The 16,945-nt window shown below is 70.8% G+C and carries 13 protein-coding genes; 6 read left to right on the forward strand and 7 right to left on the reverse strand.

The features are described from left to right. Window positions 1-21: 21 nt before the first annotated feature. Window positions 22-861, reverse strand: a complete 840-nt coding sequence (locus tag AB0F40_RS20280) for a phosphotransferase (RefSeq protein ID WP_357471633.1) — start codon at window positions 859-861, stop codon at window positions 22-24. A 109-nt stretch (window positions 862-970) separates the two neighbouring features. Between AB0F40_RS20280 and AB0F40_RS20285 the strand changes: the two genes are divergently transcribed. Further along, window positions 971-3,514, forward strand: coding sequence for a glycoside hydrolase family 2 TIM barrel-domain containing protein (locus AB0F40_RS20285; RefSeq protein ID WP_357471636.1), 2,544 nt, complete (start codon window positions 971-973; stop codon window positions 3,512-3,514). 65 nt (window positions 3,515-3,579) lie between these two features. After that, window positions 3,580-5,757, forward strand: coding sequence for an alpha-galactosidase (locus AB0F40_RS20290; RefSeq protein WP_357471639.1), 2,178 nt, complete (start codon window positions 3,580-3,582; stop codon window positions 5,755-5,757). A 157-nt stretch (window positions 5,758-5,914) separates the two neighbouring features. On the opposite strand, the gene AB0F40_RS20295 is transcribed toward AB0F40_RS20290, so the two are convergent. The 4 genes from AB0F40_RS20295 to AB0F40_RS20310 all read right to left on the reverse strand — a co-directional run bounded on the left by AB0F40_RS20295 (window position 5,915) and on the right by AB0F40_RS20310 (window position 10,150). Then, the gene (locus AB0F40_RS20295) at window positions 5,915-6,520 is read right to left on the reverse strand and encodes an LPXTG cell wall anchor domain-containing protein (protein WP_357471641.1); all 606 of its coding nucleotides are present in this window, start codon (window positions 6,518-6,520) and stop codon (window positions 5,915-5,917) included. 590 nt (window positions 6,521-7,110) lie between these two features. Beyond that, the gene (locus AB0F40_RS20300) at window positions 7,111-7,782 is read right to left on the reverse strand and encodes a hypothetical protein (protein ID WP_357471644.1); all 672 of its coding nucleotides are present in this window, start codon (window positions 7,780-7,782) and stop codon (window positions 7,111-7,113) included. Window positions 7,783-7,914: 132 nt separating this feature from the next. Continuing rightward, window positions 7,915-8,784 (reverse strand): LysR substrate-binding domain-containing protein, encoded by an 870-nt coding sequence (locus AB0F40_RS20305; protein ID WP_357471647.1) that lies wholly within the window; start codon window positions 8,782-8,784, stop codon window positions 7,915-7,917. A 256-nt stretch (window positions 8,785-9,040) separates the two neighbouring features. Then, window positions 9,041-10,150, reverse strand: a complete 1,110-nt coding sequence (locus AB0F40_RS20310; protein ID WP_357471649.1) for a type IV toxin-antitoxin system AbiEi family antitoxin domain-containing protein — start codon at window positions 10,148-10,150, stop codon at window positions 9,041-9,043. A 359-nt stretch (window positions 10,151-10,509) separates the two neighbouring features. Here AB0F40_RS20310 and AB0F40_RS20315 point away from each other — a divergent pair, with 359 nt between their 5' ends. The 3 genes from AB0F40_RS20315 to AB0F40_RS20325 all read left to right on the forward strand — a co-directional run bounded on the left by AB0F40_RS20315 (window position 10,510) and on the right by AB0F40_RS20325 (window position 14,367). Then, window positions 10,510-10,911 carry a DUF5997 family protein gene (locus AB0F40_RS20315; RefSeq protein ID WP_357471652.1) on the forward strand — a complete coding sequence of 134 codons (402 nt, stop codon included), beginning with the start codon at window positions 10,510-10,512 and terminating at the stop codon, window positions 10,909-10,911. Then, complete coding sequence (locus tag AB0F40_RS20320; RefSeq protein ID WP_357471655.1) at window positions 10,908-12,263, forward strand: methyltransferase; 1,356 nt, start codon at window positions 10,908-10,910, stop codon at window positions 12,261-12,263. Before AB0F40_RS20315 ends, AB0F40_RS20320 begins: the two co-directional genes overlap by 4 nt. 85 nt (window positions 12,264-12,348) lie before the next feature. Then, complete coding sequence (locus AB0F40_RS20325) at window positions 12,349-14,367, forward strand: adenylyl cyclase (protein ID WP_357471658.1); 2,019 nt, start codon at window positions 12,349-12,351, stop codon at window positions 14,365-14,367. 97 nt (window positions 14,368-14,464) lie between these two features. Here AB0F40_RS20325 and AB0F40_RS20330 read toward each other — a convergent pair whose 3' ends face one another. Further along, complete coding sequence (locus AB0F40_RS20330; RefSeq protein ID WP_357471661.1) at window positions 14,465-14,866, reverse strand: FKBP-type peptidyl-prolyl cis-trans isomerase; 402 nt, start codon at window positions 14,864-14,866, stop codon at window positions 14,465-14,467. A gap of 59 nt (window positions 14,867-14,925) precedes the next feature. Continuing rightward, window positions 14,926-15,837, reverse strand: coding sequence for a LysR family transcriptional regulator (locus tag AB0F40_RS20335; RefSeq protein WP_357471663.1), 912 nt, complete (start codon window positions 15,835-15,837; stop codon window positions 14,926-14,928). Between the two features lie 82 nt (window positions 15,838-15,919). Here AB0F40_RS20335 and AB0F40_RS20340 point away from each other — a divergent pair, with 82 nt between their 5' ends. Then, a complete protein-coding gene (locus AB0F40_RS20340) occupies window positions 15,920-16,897 on the forward strand; it encodes a DMT family transporter (RefSeq protein WP_357471666.1) in 978 nt (325 codons plus the stop codon). Window positions 16,898-16,945: the final 48 nt, after the last annotated feature.

Genomic DNA, 16,945 nt, shown 5'->3' on the forward strand with positions numbered 1-16,945 from the left:
GATCCTGACGTGCACCTGGAGCTAGACCCGTCGATCGGGCCTGTCGGATGTGGTGACGCCGTCTTCCTGCACCCGGGACCTGAGCACGTCGAACTCGCACCCCGGCGCGTCCGGGTCGAAGCCGTGCTCGATCAGCCAGCGCGACGCCACCAGGCTGCGCATCGACCACCAAGCGCGGATCACGTCCCGGTCCGCGCCGCCGCCGTAGCCGGCAAGCAGGTCATCGAGGCGTTCTTCGTGGCCGAGCGTCAAGGTGGCGAGATCGAACATGGCGTCCCCGGGGGCGGCCTCGGACCAGTCGATGACGCCGGTGACCTCGTCGCCGTCGACGAACACATGGGTGATCTGCAGGTCACCGTGGATGAACGCCGGTCTCCACGGCCGGAGCGCGCCCTCGGCGATCTCGCGGTTGCGCCGGATCACCTCGGCGGGCAGAACGCCGTTGGCCAGCAGCCACGCGCACTCTCTGTCGAGGTCCGCCGTCACGTCGTCGAGCCGGCGGCCCGGCCACGGCGGCAACGGCGCGTCGTGCAGCCTGCGGATGGCGGCACCCGCCGCCGCCCACGCCGCCGGGGACGCGCCCGAGGGCTCGCTGAGAAGGCCGAGCGCCTTTCCGGGAACGGCAGCGATCGCGAGCACAGGCGGCTCACACCACAGGACCGCCGGAGTCGGGATCGGTGCCCTGGCCATCGCGCGCACCTCGAGGTCGGCGTGCACAGGGTCACCGTCGACCTTCAGATACACGTCGCCGACGCGCAGCGTCGCACGCTGGCTGTGGGCAACGACGACTTCGACCTCGTCCATACCGGCCATCCTGGCGGGGACGGTCGCCGAAGTCGTCTGATTTGCGCCCGGCGGCACGGGTCCGCCCGTGCGCGGTGGTATCGGTTCGATCCGACGCTACGCCCGGCCCTATGCTCGAATCCGCTCGCACACGCACCGAGCACCTGTTCTAGAGGGACGAGGATCGATGAAGATCAGCCGCGACCTGACCGACTGGACCCTGACCCCGACGGGCGGACCCGTACCGGCGGACCTTGCCGGGGTCCCCGTCCCGGCGACCGTCCCGGGCACGAGCCACACCGCCCTTGTCGAGCAAGGGCTCATCCCCGATCCGTACCTCGGCACCAACGAGACGGCGCTCGCCTGGATGAAGCGCACGACCTGGCGGTACGCGACCGTGCTCGACGAGCCGCCCGCAGGACCCGACGAGCGCGTCGACCTGCTCTTCGAGGGCATCGACACGGTGGCCACCGTCCTGGTCGACACGGACGTGGAACGAGCTGGTGTCGGGCAGGGCCGTGTCGAGCTGGGCCGCACCAGGAACATGCACCGCTCCTACCGGTACGACGTGCGTGAGCTCGTCGGCACGCCGACCAATCTGGTGGTCGACCTCGATTCGGCGCTCGAGGCCGCCGAGGCCGAGGCGGAGCGCCTCGGCACCCGTCCGATGGCGTACGACCAGCCGTTCAACATGGTCCGCAAGATGGCCTGCTCGTTCGGCTGGGACTGGGGCCCCGACCTGCAGACGGCCGGCCTGTGGAAGCCCGTGCGGGTGCAGCGCTGGCGCGTGGCGCGCCTCGCCCGGGTGACGCCTCTGGTGACGGTGTCCGACGACGGCACGGGGCTGGTCGACGTCCGGGTCGAGGTCGAGACGTCCGGCCTGTCCGACGCCGGGCCGCTGACCCTCGACGTCTCCGTCGGCGGCCGGGGCCTGACCCTCGGGACGTTCGACGGGGACAGCTCCCACCGCACCATCGAGCTGACCGGACAGGTGGAGGTGCCCGACGTCGACCTCTGGTGGCCCGCAGGCTACGGCGATCAGCCCCTCTACCCCATCGAGGCGACGCTCTACGCGGGGAACGGGGAGGACCGTTCCGAACCGCTCGACAACTGGTCCGGCCGGGTCGCCTTCCGCACCGTCGGGGTGGACCGGACACCCGACGAGCACGGCACGCGCTTCACGTTCGTCATCAACGGCAAGCCCGTCTTCGCGCGCGGGGCCAACTGGATCCCGGACGACCACCTGCTGACCCGGATCACGCGCGAGCGCCTGGAACAGCGCGTCGACCAGGCGCTCGGCGCCAACCTCAACCTGCTGCGGGTCTGGGGCGGCGGCATCTACGAGACCGACGACTTCTACGACGTCTGCGACGAGAAGGGGGTCATGGTCTGGCAGGACGTCCTGCTGGCCTGCGCCGCCTACCCGGAGGAGGACCCGCACTGGGCCGAGTTCGAGGCCGAGGTGCGCGAGAACGCGGTCCGCCTCGCACCGCACCCCTCGCTCGTGCTGTGGAACGGCGGCAACGAGAACATCTGGGGCCACGAGGACTGGGGCTGGAAGGAGCCGCTGGGCGACCTCACGTGGGGCGCCGGCTACTACTACGAGCTCTTCCCGAAGATCCTGGCCGAGGTGGACCCGACCCGGCCGTACGCGGACGGCTCGCCCTACTCTCCCGGCTTCGCGCCCGAGGAGATGCATCCCAACGACCCGGACCACGGCACGCACCACCAGTGGGCCGTCTGGAACCAGGTCGACTACACGCACTACCGCGATGACGTACCGCGGTTCCCGTCGGAGTTCGGTTTCCAGGGTCCGGCGACCTGGGCCACGATGCGGCGCGCGATCCTGCCGCAGGAGGACTCGCCAGGGTTCAAGGAGTCAGAGGTCTTTCTGCTGCACCAGAAGGCCGCTGACGGCAACGGCAAGCTCGACCGCGGCCTCGCTCCGCACCTGGACGTCCCCGACGACTTCGCCGACTGGCACTGGGCCACGCAGCTGAACCAGGCGCGTGCGATCCAGTACGCCCTGGAGCACTACCGGTCGTGGTGGCCCCGTACCGCCGGGGCGATCGTGTGGCAGCTCAACGACTGCTGGCCGGTGACCTCGTGGGCCGCCGTCGACGGTGACGGCCGCCGCAAGCCGCTCTGGTACGCCATGCGGCACGCGTTCGCCGACCGGATCGTGACGGTGCAGCCCCGCGGCGCCGACCTGGTGGCGGCCCTCGTGAACGACACGGACGAGCCGTGGACCGGGCAGGTCGAGGCGGCCCGGACCACCCTCGGTGGTGAGGTGCTGGCGACGTCGGACGCGGCCGCCGCGGCGGTGACCGTCGCGCCACGGTCGGTGGCCCTCGTCCCGCTGACCGGTGACCTGGCCGCCGTCACCGACCCGGCGCGCGAGGTGCTGGTGGTGACCCTCGGGGAGGCGCGCGGGATCCACCGGTGGGCGGAGAGCAAGGATCTCGCGCTCGATCCTGCCCCGGTACGGACCACGGTGACGGCGGAGGACGGCGGCTACCGCGTGGACGTGACGGCCACGTCGCTGGCGCTGGGCGTGACGCTGCTGGCCGACCGCCTCGACCCGGACGCGCAGGTGGACGAGCAGGTCGTCGACCTCCCGGCGGGCACGACGGCGGTGTTCCATGTGACGAGCAGCGGCCTCGACCAGGAGGCGCTGGCCTCCCGGCCGGTGCTGCGCGCCGAGAACGACCTGGTCCGCACGGCGGGCTAGGGTCGGGCCGATTCGATGTCAGTGACCACGCATACGGTGTGGTCCAGGGGGCGAAGGGACACCACATGAACGGGCTTGTCGAGAATTCCAGCTGGTCGATTCTGCGCCGTGACGGTGTTGCGGTGGTGGTGGTGCATCCCGAACGGGGTCTGCCGCTCGTGCTCCACTGGGGCCAGGACCTGGGCGATCTCTCGTCCGCCGACCTGCAGGGCCTCGATGCGGCGACCAGCAGGCAGACCGCGCCGGGCACTCTCGACGCGGCCTGGCGGCCGTCGATGCTGCCACAGGAGTCGGAAGGGTGGGCCGGTCGCCCGGGCCTGCTCGTGGTGTCGGACGGCGTCCCCCTCTACCCCCGCTGGACCGCTGACCCGGCAGAGCGGGGCGCGGCCGACCTGTCGGTCACCGCCCGGGACGCGGACCTGGGGCTCACGTTGCGGTCGCACCTCGAGATCGGCGTGGGTGGGCTGGTCCTGCTGCGGCACGAGCTCACCAACGACGGCCCGGCCGCGGTGGACGTGCACTGGCTCGAGGCCACGCTGCCCGTGCCGAGGTCAGCGGACCACCTCACCCAGTTCAGCGGTCGCTGGTCCCGCGAGAAGGTTCCGGTCACCACGACCATGCCGGGCGGCAGCACGGCCCGCCAGACCCGGCGTGGCCGGTCGGGACACGACGCGCCCTGGGTGACCGCTGCGTCGTCGGGCACACCGCGCAACCGGACCGGCGAGGTGTGGGCGACCCACCTTGGATGGAGCGCCGACGTCACGCACCGGGTGGACCACCTCACCGAGCACGCGACACTGCTCGGTGCCGGTGAGCTGGTGCGGCCGGGCGAGATCCGGCTGGCTCCCGGCCAGACCTATCGCGCGCCGGTCGCGTACTTCGCGTGGTCGCCGGCAGGTCTGGACGGCGTCGCGGACCGGTTCCACACGTGGCTCCGGGCACGTCCGCAGCACGTGACGAGTCCCCGGCCGCTGGTACTGAACACGTGGGAGGCCGTGTACTTCGACCACTCGCCGGCCAAGCTGGAGCGGCTCGCGCGGCGGGCCGCCGCCGTCGGCGTGGAGCGTTTCGTGCTCGACGACGGCTGGTTCCACTCCCGGCGGGACGACACCACGGGCCTGGGCGACTGGGTGGTGGACCACGACGTCTGGCCGGACGGCCTGGACCCCCTCGCCGGGCTGGTGCACGAGCTGGGGATGCAGTTCGGCCTGTGGTTCGAGCCCGAGATGGTCAACCTCGACTCCGACCTCGCGCGCGCCCATCCGGAGTGGATCCTGTCGAACCCTGCGGCGATCCCGTCGCCGGACGGCCTCTCGTTCCGCACGCAGTACGTGCTGGACCTCGCGAACAGCGACGCGTGGGAGCACCTGCGCGGGCAGATCTCGGCGCTGGTGACGCAGCTGGGCATCGACTTCATCAAGTGGGACCACAACCGTGACCTCAGCGAGCCGGTCCACGTCGGCCCCGACGGTGCGGCGCGGCCGGGCACGCATGCGCAGACCCGGGCGGCGTACGCGCTGATCGCGCGGCTCAAGGCGGACCACCCCGGGCTGGAGATCGAGTCGTGCTCCTCGGGTGGCGCACGGACCGACCTGGGGATCCTGGAGGTCACCGACCGCGTGTGGGCTTCGGACTCCAACGACCCCCTGGAGCGGCAGGACATCCAGCGGTGGACGTCGCTCGTGCTGCCGCCCGAGCTGGTCGGGGCGCACGTCGGCCCGTCGCCGGCCCACTCGTCGGGGCGCACCACCGACCTCACGTTCCGGGTGGCCACGGCCCTGCAGGGCCACGCGGGCTTCGAGTGGGACCTGCTGACCTGCACCGACGAGGAGCTGGTCGCTGTTTCGGCGTACGCCGTGCTCTACAAGGAGCTCCGGTCCCTCGTGCACACGGGCACCGTCGTGCACGGCGACACGGTGGAGCCTGCGTTGCGGGTCACTGGCTTCGTCGCCCCCGACCGCGCAGCTGGGATGTGGACCGTCGCGACCATGGCGTCGCCGCAGGACGCGCTGACCGAACGGGTACGGCTCGACGGGCTCGACCCTGCCAGGCGATACAGCGTGCGGGTGCGCGACGAGGTCGGGGCCGCGAAGTGGATGGGCGGGATCACCCCGGGCTGGCTGGGCAAGGACCCGACGGACATCCCTGGTTCGGTGCTGACCGGCGTGGGGCTGCAGCTGCCGACGCTGTGGCCAATGCAGGCGCTGATCATCCACGTGACGGCCACCGACCGGACGGAGTAGACCGGCCCAGGGACCTCAAGCGACCGCCAGGGCGAGCAGGGCCGGCTTCCGGTACCTGCTCGCCCTGGTCCTGTGTCGGTCCGCCCGACCCTTGTTCGGTGTCGGTCAGCCTCGGCCCTGAGACGGGGCCCTCCGTGCGAGGTGCTCGGGCAAGTCGTTAGGAGAGCCGCCGCCGGGCGAGGCCGATGAACGCGGTGCCGCCAGCGATCATGGCGAGCGCCAGCATCGTGTAGCCGATCGCCTCGGCCGGACCCGTCGAGGCCAGCTCGGACGGCAGTGGCGGTGCGGCGTGCTGGCCTGCCGGAACGGGCTCAGGCTTGTCGGTCGGCTCGGGCGTCGTTACCGGGGTCGGCTCCTCCGAAGGCTCTTCAGACGGCTCTTCAGAGGGCTCCTCCGAAGGCTCCTCGGATGGTTCCTCCGACGGCGTCAGGATCGGCACGAGCTCCAGGACGTAGTGACTAATCCCCTTGCCCGACGGGTGCGTGATCGTCACCTGCGGTGCGGGCGGATCGACGACCTTGTCCACTGGTCCACCGTCGGGTTGGTTGTCCGATCCAGCCTTCACGCAGTAGCCGGAGATGAGGAAGCCTTCAGGAGCGTCCACGACGACAGCTTCGTCGTCGCCCGACAGTTCGACCTTCTCCCCATCACACACATTCTGTTCAGATGTTGCTACTGGTGCAGCGCTCGCCATGACCGAGGCACTGCCGTAAAGCCCCAAGCCCAAGAGCGCGGCGGCGCCCAGCGCAAGTAAGCGCTTCATCGTGGTCTCCTTTGTCCGTGGATGCGGCGCCACAGAAAAGGGGATGCGGCGCGACTGATATTCGTGACGGTAGATCCGGGAGACGGTCCCTGCAACGGCATCAAACCGACATTCTTCCGGACCTCCCCGCGCCACGCATCGAGCGAAAGCCGGTTACTCGCCGGAGCGCTCGCACGGACCCTTCGATCACATAGCGACGAGGACGAGCCGCGACACTTTTCGCCCGGTGTCACCAGGAGCGACACCCTGTCACGGCAGCGACCTGCACCAACACCCTTGCGTGCACCTCCGGAGGCGGCGCCTTATCCAGCGCGAAGCCGATCCTCAAAAGAGAAATGTCCGGAGAATGAGCCCCGGTAACAAGTTGAAGCCGCGCGCAACTGCGGGCCAAACCGTCCGAGAAGGGGGTGCAATTTGTATTGAACAATGTGGACCGTAGCGCACGAAAGTTCACCCACTCGTGGCGAAGTTCACCCGCCCACAAAAGGAAGGCGGGCGCCCGGCCGATCCACTGTCGTCCCGGACCGAAATCCGAGAACACAGGGAACCGACCGGACGCCCGCCCTTCTGAGCGACGCGGTGCGCCGGGATCAGCTACCGAGAACGCCCTTGCGACGCAGCACGATCAGGGTCACGCCACCGCCCACGAGGGCCAGCGCGATGAGAGTGAAGCCGATGACGGTGCTGGCACCGGTCGCGGCGAGCACCTCGGACCCCTCGGCGGAGGCCGAGGGGGAAGGCGTGGCGTCGTCGCCGTCGGCCGGGGCCGCGGACTCGCCAGCCGGCTCGGTGGCGTCCGGGGCCGGTTCGGTCGGCTCCGCGCCCGGCTCGGTGGGCTCGGGCGTGATATCGGCACCCGGTTCCGTCGGCTCCGCACCGGGCTCCGTCGGCTCGGCACCGGGCTCCGTGGGCTCCGGCGTCGGTGCTGGCGCGTAGAACACGGTGTAGTGGCTGATCTCCTTGCCGGACGGGTGCGTGATCTCCACCGTCGTCTCGGGCGGGTCCACGTCCACGTCGATCGCACCGTCGCCCTGGTTGGCCGAGCCAGCCTTCACGCAGTACCCGACGATCACCATGCCCTCGGGAGCAGTGACGGTGATGGCTAGCTGGTTCTCGCCCGGCTGCTTGCCCTCCTCCGGGCAAACCTTCTCTACGTCGCCGGAGGTGCTCGCGACGGGCGACGCGGCGAACGCAGCTGCCGGGGTGGTCATGAGGCCGGCGACGAGGAGCGCGGAGGCCCCCAAGACGGTCATCTTGCGCACTGAGCGCTCCTTCGAGACGGGGGTAGTTTCCGTGCCCACATTCGGCACACCTCCCGGAGCGTAGCGATAATGTTGCAGATCGCCAATATCCGTTATCTCATTGAAATGCCTTACATGGACTTGTGAGTCACACTACTTTCCTTTGCCCTTTTTCTTCCCTTTCGAGACCGGCCGCGCACCCTTGCCCCGCTGCACTCCCCCGCGACCGCCAGCCTTTGCGCTGCCACGCCTCTCTGCGGCACGTCCCGCGACTCTGCTCGACGCACCCTTCGCCTGCTTTTTCACCCCGGCCCTTGCCGACGTGCCGGTGGATTCACTGCTCGTCGGTGTCTCCTTGCCCGCCCGCGCAGCCGGACCTCCCCGACCGCGCGAGCTGTTGACCGTTCGGCCGCGGACGATCCCGATGAGCTCCTCGACCAGGTCCGTGGTGCGTTCGGTGGGCCAGACCAGCCCCACGGGCGCCGTCGGCCCGTCCTCGAGCAGGCGGTAGGTCACGTCCTTGCGGCGGTGCAGCCGTGCGAGCGACAGCGGCAGGACCGCCACCCCCACGTTCGCCGCGACGGTTGCCACGGCGTCGGCAGTGGTCGGGACCGGGTCCAGCGGGTTCCCCTCCGGATCTGCCGGCACCACACCCGGAACCGGGTGCGCGGCGAAGATGACGTCGTCCGCGGGGACCCAGACCGGGTCCTCGGCGATGTCGGCGCTGGACACGACCTCCTCGTCAGCGAGCGCGGCGAGCAGGTGGTCCCGCGAGAAGCAGACCACCGACGTCTCCTCGTAGAGCGGGATCGCGGAGAACATCTCCTTGTCCACGGGAAGCCGGCCGATCGCCGCGTCGGCCTCCCCCGCCTCCAGCGCGTGTGCGACGGCGGAGGCCTCGAGCTGCACCAGCTCAAGGGGCACATCAGGCAGCCGCTCGCGCCACACGCTCGCCCACTTGCTCGGTGTGGCACCGGGCACATAGGCGAGACGGAACGGCTCCGGGGGCTCAGGGTGGCTCACGCCCTCAAGGCTACGGGGCTCGCCCTGCCCCTGGACCCGCTCAAGGCCCGGGCCGTGGAGCCGACCGTGTACGTGCGCCCGGTGCCACCTGCCCGGCAGCACCGGCGCAGAACCGGCCGCCTTCGCCCGCCGCCTGCAGACTTCGTCGCGGCACCGCTCGCCGACTGCAGAGTTTGTTGCTGATCCGGATCCTGGAACCGCAGCGAAGTCTGCACTGGCGCCCATGGGCCGCAACCAGCTCTGCACTCGACTGTGGTCAGTCCAGGTGTACGACCGGACCGATGCTGCCGCCCGGCACCCAGCCGAGCTGGTGCAACCGTTCGGCGGCCTGGCCGCCGATGTCGCCGTCGGCGCTGTCCCGGGGTGCGGGGAACCGCAGGACGATCACCCGGTCGGTGCCCACCAGGCCGTTCTGACGCGTCGCGTCGTCCGCGAGCATCTCGTTGCCCGAGTGGAACTCCCGCCCGTCGATCTCGAGGACTACGTAGCGTCCGTCAGGCAGAACCCATGCGAAGTCGACCCTGCCGAGGAACGTGCCGCCCGACCTGAAGACGATCTGCTGACCGTCGGGCGGCACCCCGTGGTCGATGAGCGACAACCGCGTGAACGACTCCGACGGCGAGGCATCCCGACCGGGTACGAGCTCGAGCCACGTCCGCGCCACGACGACCCCACGCCGCCCGCGGATCAGCGTCCGGATCCGTTCGAGGTCCGCCAGGCAGATGCGGTCCTCGCGCAGGGCGTCGCAGATCGCCGCCACGGCGTGGTCGCGCGGCAGCGTCAGGAGCCCCTGGGCCAGTGCGTGCACGAGCTCCGCGACGTCACGCCCGTGCCGCTGCACGACCGGAAAGGTCCCGTACCGACGGAGCACAGTTCCAGGCCGTACCCCTGCGTCCATCCAGGTGGGCCGCGAGACCTCCGGGGCCAGCTCCGAGGGCAGCCCGCCCACTCCCAGGAGGGCCAGCGCGCACCCGCCTGTCGCCGCTCCGTCCGGGTAGGCCAGGAGCCCGATCCACGCGGCCCGACGGCGGACGTGGTCGTGGTAGTCGGCGCAGACCCGGTCCCGGACGGGGACCGAGTTCGTGTCGTAGACCCCGCGGGTGATCCGCGCCCAGGCCCCTGAACGAACCAGCCGCAGCACCGCATGCTTGCTGATGCCCGCCGCGGCGCACTGCGTGATGCTCACCAGCTCTTCCTGGCACGCTGCCAGGGCCCGGAGCTGAGCGGGGACGGTCTCGGGATTCCTCACACGCAAATCACAACGCGATCGACGGCGGCATTGGAGCCCCGAGGGTGCGCCTGTGGACAACGGAAGCCTGTGGAAGTACTCAAACCCTTGCGCCGCCGTCGACCGGGTCTGTTCCACGCCGCGGAAATTTTGCCCGTCGAGGCCGGTTGGCCACTGCCGCGCCGTCGGAGCCTTCTCCCCGAGCCGCTGTGTCCCCGAGGGGACGGACCCATGGCGGCGATCCCCACGATGGCCCCAGAACGCGACTGCAGATTTAGACGCGGACCTCGTTGCCGAGTGCAGAGTTAGTCGCGGACGGAGTGGCTGCCACCGCAACAAAGTCTGCAGTCACCGGAGGGCACCGCAACCAACTCTGCACTCGGCGCCGGTCTGGGAACCCGCACCACCACCCCAGCTCGCCGAACACCGCCCGACCTCACAGCTCCACCCGACCCGTCAGCGGGATGCCTGGGCCCGCGCCCAAGTACGCTGGGAACATGAGTTCCTCCTTCGCCTCGCAGCGGTTCAAGCCGTCCAACGCCGCCAAGCGACTCGGCGTCTACCTGCCTGCCACCCCGCAGGAGTTCCAGGACAACCCGATCACGCGCGCGGAGCTCGAGGAGCTGGAGACCAACCCGCCCGAGTGGCTGGCCGAGCTGCGCCGCAACGGCCCGCACCCGCGGCCCGTCGTGGCGGGGCGCCTCGGCATCTCGATCGCCGGCCTGGCCCGCGGCGGTATCACCGACCCGCTGACCACCGAGCAGATCAACGAGCTGCGCGACGACCCGCCGGCGTGGCTGACCCAGGAGCGCGAGATCGCCACTCAGGTGCGCGCCGAGGAGGAGCGCGTCGAGGACGCCCGCAAGGCAGCGGAGAAGAAGGCCCGCTCCGCACGGTGAGTCCCGAGGCCGACGCCGTCCTGGCCGAGCTCCTCCCCTATCCCGAGGACGGCTCGCGCGCCGACGGCCCCGTCGCAGTCGACGCCACCGACCGGCTGCTCCTCGACGAGGCCGCCCCGCTGATCGAGCGGGATCCGGACGGCGTGGTGGTGCTCGGCGACCGGTTCGGCGCCCTCACCCTGGGCGCGCTGGCGCTGGGTGCCCGCCACGTCGATGGCTACCAGGACGCGATCACCGCCGAGGCCGCCCTCTCCGCCAACTCCGCGCGCGCGTCCCGGACCCTGTGGGCCGCGCACCGGCATCTCGCCGAGAACGCGCCAGTCCCGTACGAGCCGGCCCCGATCGGGATCACCGGGCACGACGAGCTCGGTCCCAAGCTGTTCGCGGGTGCGCGGCTCGTCCTGCTCCAGCTGCCGACGTCGCTGGCGGAGCTGACCGAGATCACCGAGTACGTGGCCCGGCACGCCGACCCAGCGGTCACCCTGCTCGCCGGCGGCCGGGTCAAGCACATGACCCTCGCGATGAACGACGTGCTCCGCGCATCGTTCGGCCAGGTCAGGGCGTCGCGCGCCAGGCAGAAGTCGCGGCTCCTGATCGCGCGCGAGCCGCGGTCCGACGTCGGGCCGCCCACCTACCCCGTGACCGCCCGGCTCACCGAACGCGAGATCGTGGACGCCATCGGCGCACCGGAAGCAGCTCCGGCAGCAGCACCGGCAGCAGCACCGGACGCCGGGCTGACCGTCGTCGCACACGGAGCCGCCTTCGCCGGTGCCACGCTCGACCTCGGTACCCGCTTCCTGCTGGCCCAGGCCCACCGCTGGCCCGACCTGTCGGGTGCCGAGCCCCTCCCGACGACCCCTGCGTACGCCCCGGACTACGCGGACGGCCGGCCCATCGCCATCGACCTCGGCTGCGGCACCGGCATCCTTGCCACCGTCCTGGCGCTGCGCTTCCCTGGCGCCCACGTGATCGCGACGGACCGGAGCACTGCCGCGTGCGCCTCGACGAGTGCGACACTCGCCGCGAACGGCGTCCAGGCCGCCGTCGTGCGGGGCGACGCCGGGGACCTGCTCCCCGTCCCGGACGGCTGGGCCGACCTCGTGCTGCTCAACCCGCCGTTTCACGACCGGACGGCGTTGAGCACGGACGCGGCGCACCGGATGTTCGCCGCCGCTGGCAGCATCCTGCGCGACGGCGGCGAGCTGTGGACCGTCTTCAACACGGGGCTGCACTACCGCGGCGCGCTGCAGCGCGCCGTCGGGCCGACGGAGCACGTGGCCCAGAACCCGAAGTTCACCGTGACGCGGAGTGTGCGGAAAGTACTTACAGAGGAGTCAGTAGCGGGCGGTTAGCCTGGCTGGGCGCTCACCCGGGCGCATCCGCACCGGCAGCACGCCCGGCCTTCGCCGGCCTGCCCCGAGCTCGAAGGATCTGTCGATGAGGACACTCCGGACCACCCTGCGCGGCGCCGCCGTAGCGGCCGTCGCAGCATCGCTCGCCGCGGGAGCCGCGGTCACCGCACTACCTGCCACCGCCGCACCGACCGCCATGGACGAGGGCAGGACCATGGCGAAGGCCTCCGTGGCGAAGGCAGAGCAGGACGCGACGTCGAAGGCCGAGCACAAGGCCAAGAAGCCGAAGAAGCCAAAGGTGAAGAAGCCGAAAAAGGCGGAAGCTGACCCGGACTTCGGGCCCAACGTGACGTTCATCGACCAGACGTGGTCGACCGACCAGATCAACGCCCTCCTCGACTCGGTGAACGACGAGGAGGAGATGAGCCAGAACCGGCACCAGGTCTTCTTCGAGCCCGGCACGTACGGCAGCGCCGCCGGCCAGGACAACCCGGCAACGGCCACCGACATCGTCAACCAGACCGTCGGCTACTACGAGTCGATCTCGGGTCTCGGCGCACAGCCGGGCGACGTCCAGATCAACGGCGCCCTGCACGTGGAGCCGATCGTCGGCTGCCCGGAGCGGCCCTGGGAGTGTGCGGCCCCCGGCTCCCTGAACAACTTCTGGCGGTCCATGTCCAACATGGCCATCAACCCGATCCAGCGGCCCGTCGGCGACGACGCCGCGCTCCCGTTCCCGGCGGGCGTGACCGATCCGCACCAGATGCGCTGGGCCGTGTCGCAGGCCGCGCCGATGCGCCGCATGGACATCCAGGGCAGCCTGACGGTCTTCGGCCGGTACGGCGAGTTCGCCTCCGGCGGCTATCTCGCGAACTCCCGCGTGGCCGGCACGATCGCCACCGGCTCGCAGCAGCAGTGGTTCACGCGCAACAGCCAGGTGGGCACCTGGGACGGCGGGGTGTGGAACATGGTGTTCTCCGGCGTCCAGGGCGCTCCTGCCACCGACTTCGGGCAGGACCTCGGTGACGGCGTCAAGGGTGTCAAGACCACCCTCGACAACACGCCGCTCAGCAGGGAGGCCCCGTTCCTCTACCGGGACGACAACGGCGAGCTCGCCGTCTTCGTCCCGAACGCGAAGACCAGCAGCAGCGGCACCGACTGGTCCACGTCCGCAGAGTCCGGCACGTCCATCGGCATGCGCGACTTCTACGTGGCCCGCGAGGACGTCGACAACGCCGCATCGATCAATGCCGCGCTGGCCGACGGCAAGAACCTCATCCTCACGCCGGGCGTCTACGAGCTCGACGCGGCGCTGCGGGTCGACCGTGCCGACACGGTGGTGCTCGGCCTGGGCTACGCCTCCCTCACCCCGACGGCGGGCAACGGCGTGCTCGAGATCGCCGACGTCGCGGGCGTCAAGATCGCGGGCATCACCGCCGACGCCAACGTGCCGGAGTCCACGACCCTGATCCAGGTCGGACCGGAGGGCGCGAGCGTCTCCGACCCGGCCAACCCCACAACGCTCACCGATGTGTTCGTCCGGGTGGGCGGCCCCTGGGAGGGCAAGGCCGTCACGTCGATCGAGGTGAACAGCGACAACACCCTGCTCGACCACATCTGGGCGTGGCGCGCGGACCACGGCCACGGCGTGTCGTGGGACGGCAACACGGGAGCGCACGGCGTCGTCGTGAACGGTGACGACGTCACCGCCACCGGGCTGTTCGTGGAGCACTACCAGGAGCAGCAGACCATCTGGAACGGCGAGCGTGGCCGGACGGTCTTCTACCAGAGCGAGATCCCGTACGACCCGCCGTCACAGGCGGCCTTCATGGACGGCGATCGCCTCGGTTACGCGTCCTACCGGGTCGCTGACCACGTGACCAGCCACGAGGCGACCGGGCTCGGCGTCTACTCGTTCTTCAACCAGGGCCAGGACATCCGCGTCGAATCAGGCATCCAGGCACCCAACACCCCCGGCGTGACGTTCCGCTCCATGACGAGCGTGTTCCTCAACGGGTCCGGGGGGATCAACCACGTCATCAACGACACGGGCGCGCCCGCGGTCGGCTCCTTCGCCTCCCCGCAGGTGATCGCCTACCCGTAGCGCTTCCGCCACAGAGCTGAGTCCCCCGTTGTCGAGCTCGTCGAGACCGGTCTCGACAAGCTCGACCGACGGGGGACTCAGCGCGTCGGGGCAGGTGTCACTGAACTCCGACGATGTCCACCACGAAGACCAGCGTGTCCCCGCCGGCGATGCCGGCCTGCGGCACGCCGCGGGCACCGTAGCCGTGCTCCGGCGGGATCGAGAGCATCAGGCGGGAGCCGACGTTCTGGCCCACCATGCCCTTGTCCCAGCCACCGATGACGGCGCCGACGCCGATCGGGAAGTCGATGGTGGTGCCACGGTCGTAGGAGTTGTCGAAGACGTGGCCGTCCCAGGTCTGGCCGAGGTAGTTCACCACGATGGTGCGTCCGGACTCGACGACCGGACCGTTGCCCTCGGAGAGCACCTGCACCTGCAGGCCGGCGGGTGCGCCACCCTCGGGGAACGTCAGCTCCGGCTTGTCACCGAAGGCGCCGGAGGCGGTAGGAAGCGTGGTCACGAGGATTGCCTCTCGATCGGGAGGGCGCCGAGCAGTCCCGGCGCCGTTACCCGCCCACCCTATGCGGCCACCACGGCTGCCCGCGAAGCGGCGGCGGTCTGCCGCAGCGCGTCCAGGGCCGCCACGGCCGGCGGCGTGTGCGCCACCGCGTCCTGCACCACGGCGTAGATCGAGCGCACCGGGGTGGGGCGCACCACGGGCACGGCGACCGTCGCGTGCGGCAGGTGGACGGCGCCGAGCCGGGGCAGCACGGTCATGCCGATCCCCGCCTCCACGAACGCGACGGCCGTGGCGTAGTCGTGCGCCTCGACGTGGAACGTGGGGCTGAAGCCTGCCGCGGTGCACGCCTCGAGAAGGTTGCGCCGGCACCAGCCGCGCGCGAAGTCGTTGTCGACCCAGGACTCGTCGGCGAGCTCGGCGAGCTCGATCTCGTCCCGGCCGGCGAACCGGTGGCTCCGCGGCAGGACGGCGACGTACGGGTCGTCGATCAGATGGTGGGCCGTGAAGCCGCTCCCGGCCTCGAACTCGGCCTGCGCCACACAGATCTGCAGGTCGGCCCGGTCCTCGCTCTTGTCAGGGATGTGCTCGGCCAGCTCCAGGTCGAGACGTACGCCCGGGAACTGCGTCGTGACGACGCGTACGACGTCGGGCAGCCAGGCCGAGCCGACCGAGGCGAAATAGGCGAGCGAGAGCGAGCCGGTGCGGCCCGCACGGAGGTCAGCGACCATGGACTCCGCCTCGCCGAGCCGTTCGAGCACGCCGTCGGCCTGGGCGGCCAGGGCGTGCCCCGCGGCGGTCGGGCGCACGCCACGGCCGTGGCGCGCCAGGAGCTTGAGCCCGGTCTCGCGCTGGAGCGCGGACACGTGCTGGCTGACGGCGGACGGCGTGTAGCCGAGGTTCGCGGCGGCCGCCCCGATGGACCCGGAGGCGACGACGGAGCGGAACACGCGGAGGCGGTGGACGTCGAGCATGACCCCAATGTACAGCGAGACTGAATTCAGATGAAGAAACAATCGCTGGTGCTTCACAGTGCCCGAGGGTCACCATCGCATCATGACGAACACCACGGTCGACAGCCGCCAGACGCCACCCCACGCGGCGGGCAAGGTTTCGGACATGTCCCGCACCGCCACGACGGTCCCGCCCGGTACGCCTGTCGCCCCCGGCACGCGCCGCTTCCTCGTCCCGGCCGCCGCAGCGGTCACCGTGGTGCTCTGGGGCTCCGCGTTCATCGGCATCCGTTCAGCGGGCTTCGACTACTCGCCGGGCGCCCTCGCCCTGGGCCGGATCCTCGTCGGCACGATCACGCTGACCGTGATGGCCGCCCTGGCCCGCAAGCTGCGCCTGCCACGGGGCCGAACCCTGGTGGGCGTCATCGTCTGGGGCGTGCTCTGGTTCGGGCTGTACAACCTCGCTCTGAACGCGGCAGAACGCACTCTCGACGCGGGCACCGCCTCGCTGTTGGTCGGGCTCGCGCCCATCCTCATCGCCGTGTTCGCGGGCATCTCGCTCGGCGAGGGTTTTCCCGCCAGGCTCCTGCTCGGCATCGGCATCGCCTTCGCCGGCGTCGCAGGGATCGCGCTGGCCACGTCGAGCGGCGCCTCCAGCGGGGTCAGCGTCGCCCTTGGCCTGGCCGCCGCCGTCGTCTACGCGGGCAGCACGATCCTGCAGAAGCGGCTGCTGCCGGGGGTGGACTCCCTCACCATGACCTGGCTGGGCTGCCTCGCCGGCACCGTCGCGTGCCTCCCGTTCACCCCGGTGCTCCTGGACGAGCTCGCCGTCGCGCCGACGTCGGCCACGCTGAGCGTGGTGTACCTGGGCGTGTTCCCCACCGCGATCGCGTTCGCCACCTGGGGCTTCGCCCTCACCCGTACAACGGCGGGCCGGCTCGGCGCCGCTACCTACGCGGCCGCACCGCTCGCCGTGCTCATGTCGTGGGCGCTGCTCGGTGAGGTGCCGACCCCGGTCGCTCTGGTCGGCGGCACGCTCTGCCTGACGGGCGTCCTGGTCGCGACCCTGCGGCTCCGTTGAGTGCTGGGTATTTGCCCTCTCGAAACGGTTCGAGAGGGCAAATACCCA

Source organism: Promicromonospora sp. NPDC023987 (assembly GCF_040639055.1).
Lineage (GTDB): Bacteria > Actinomycetota > Actinomycetes > Actinomycetales > Cellulomonadaceae > Promicromonospora.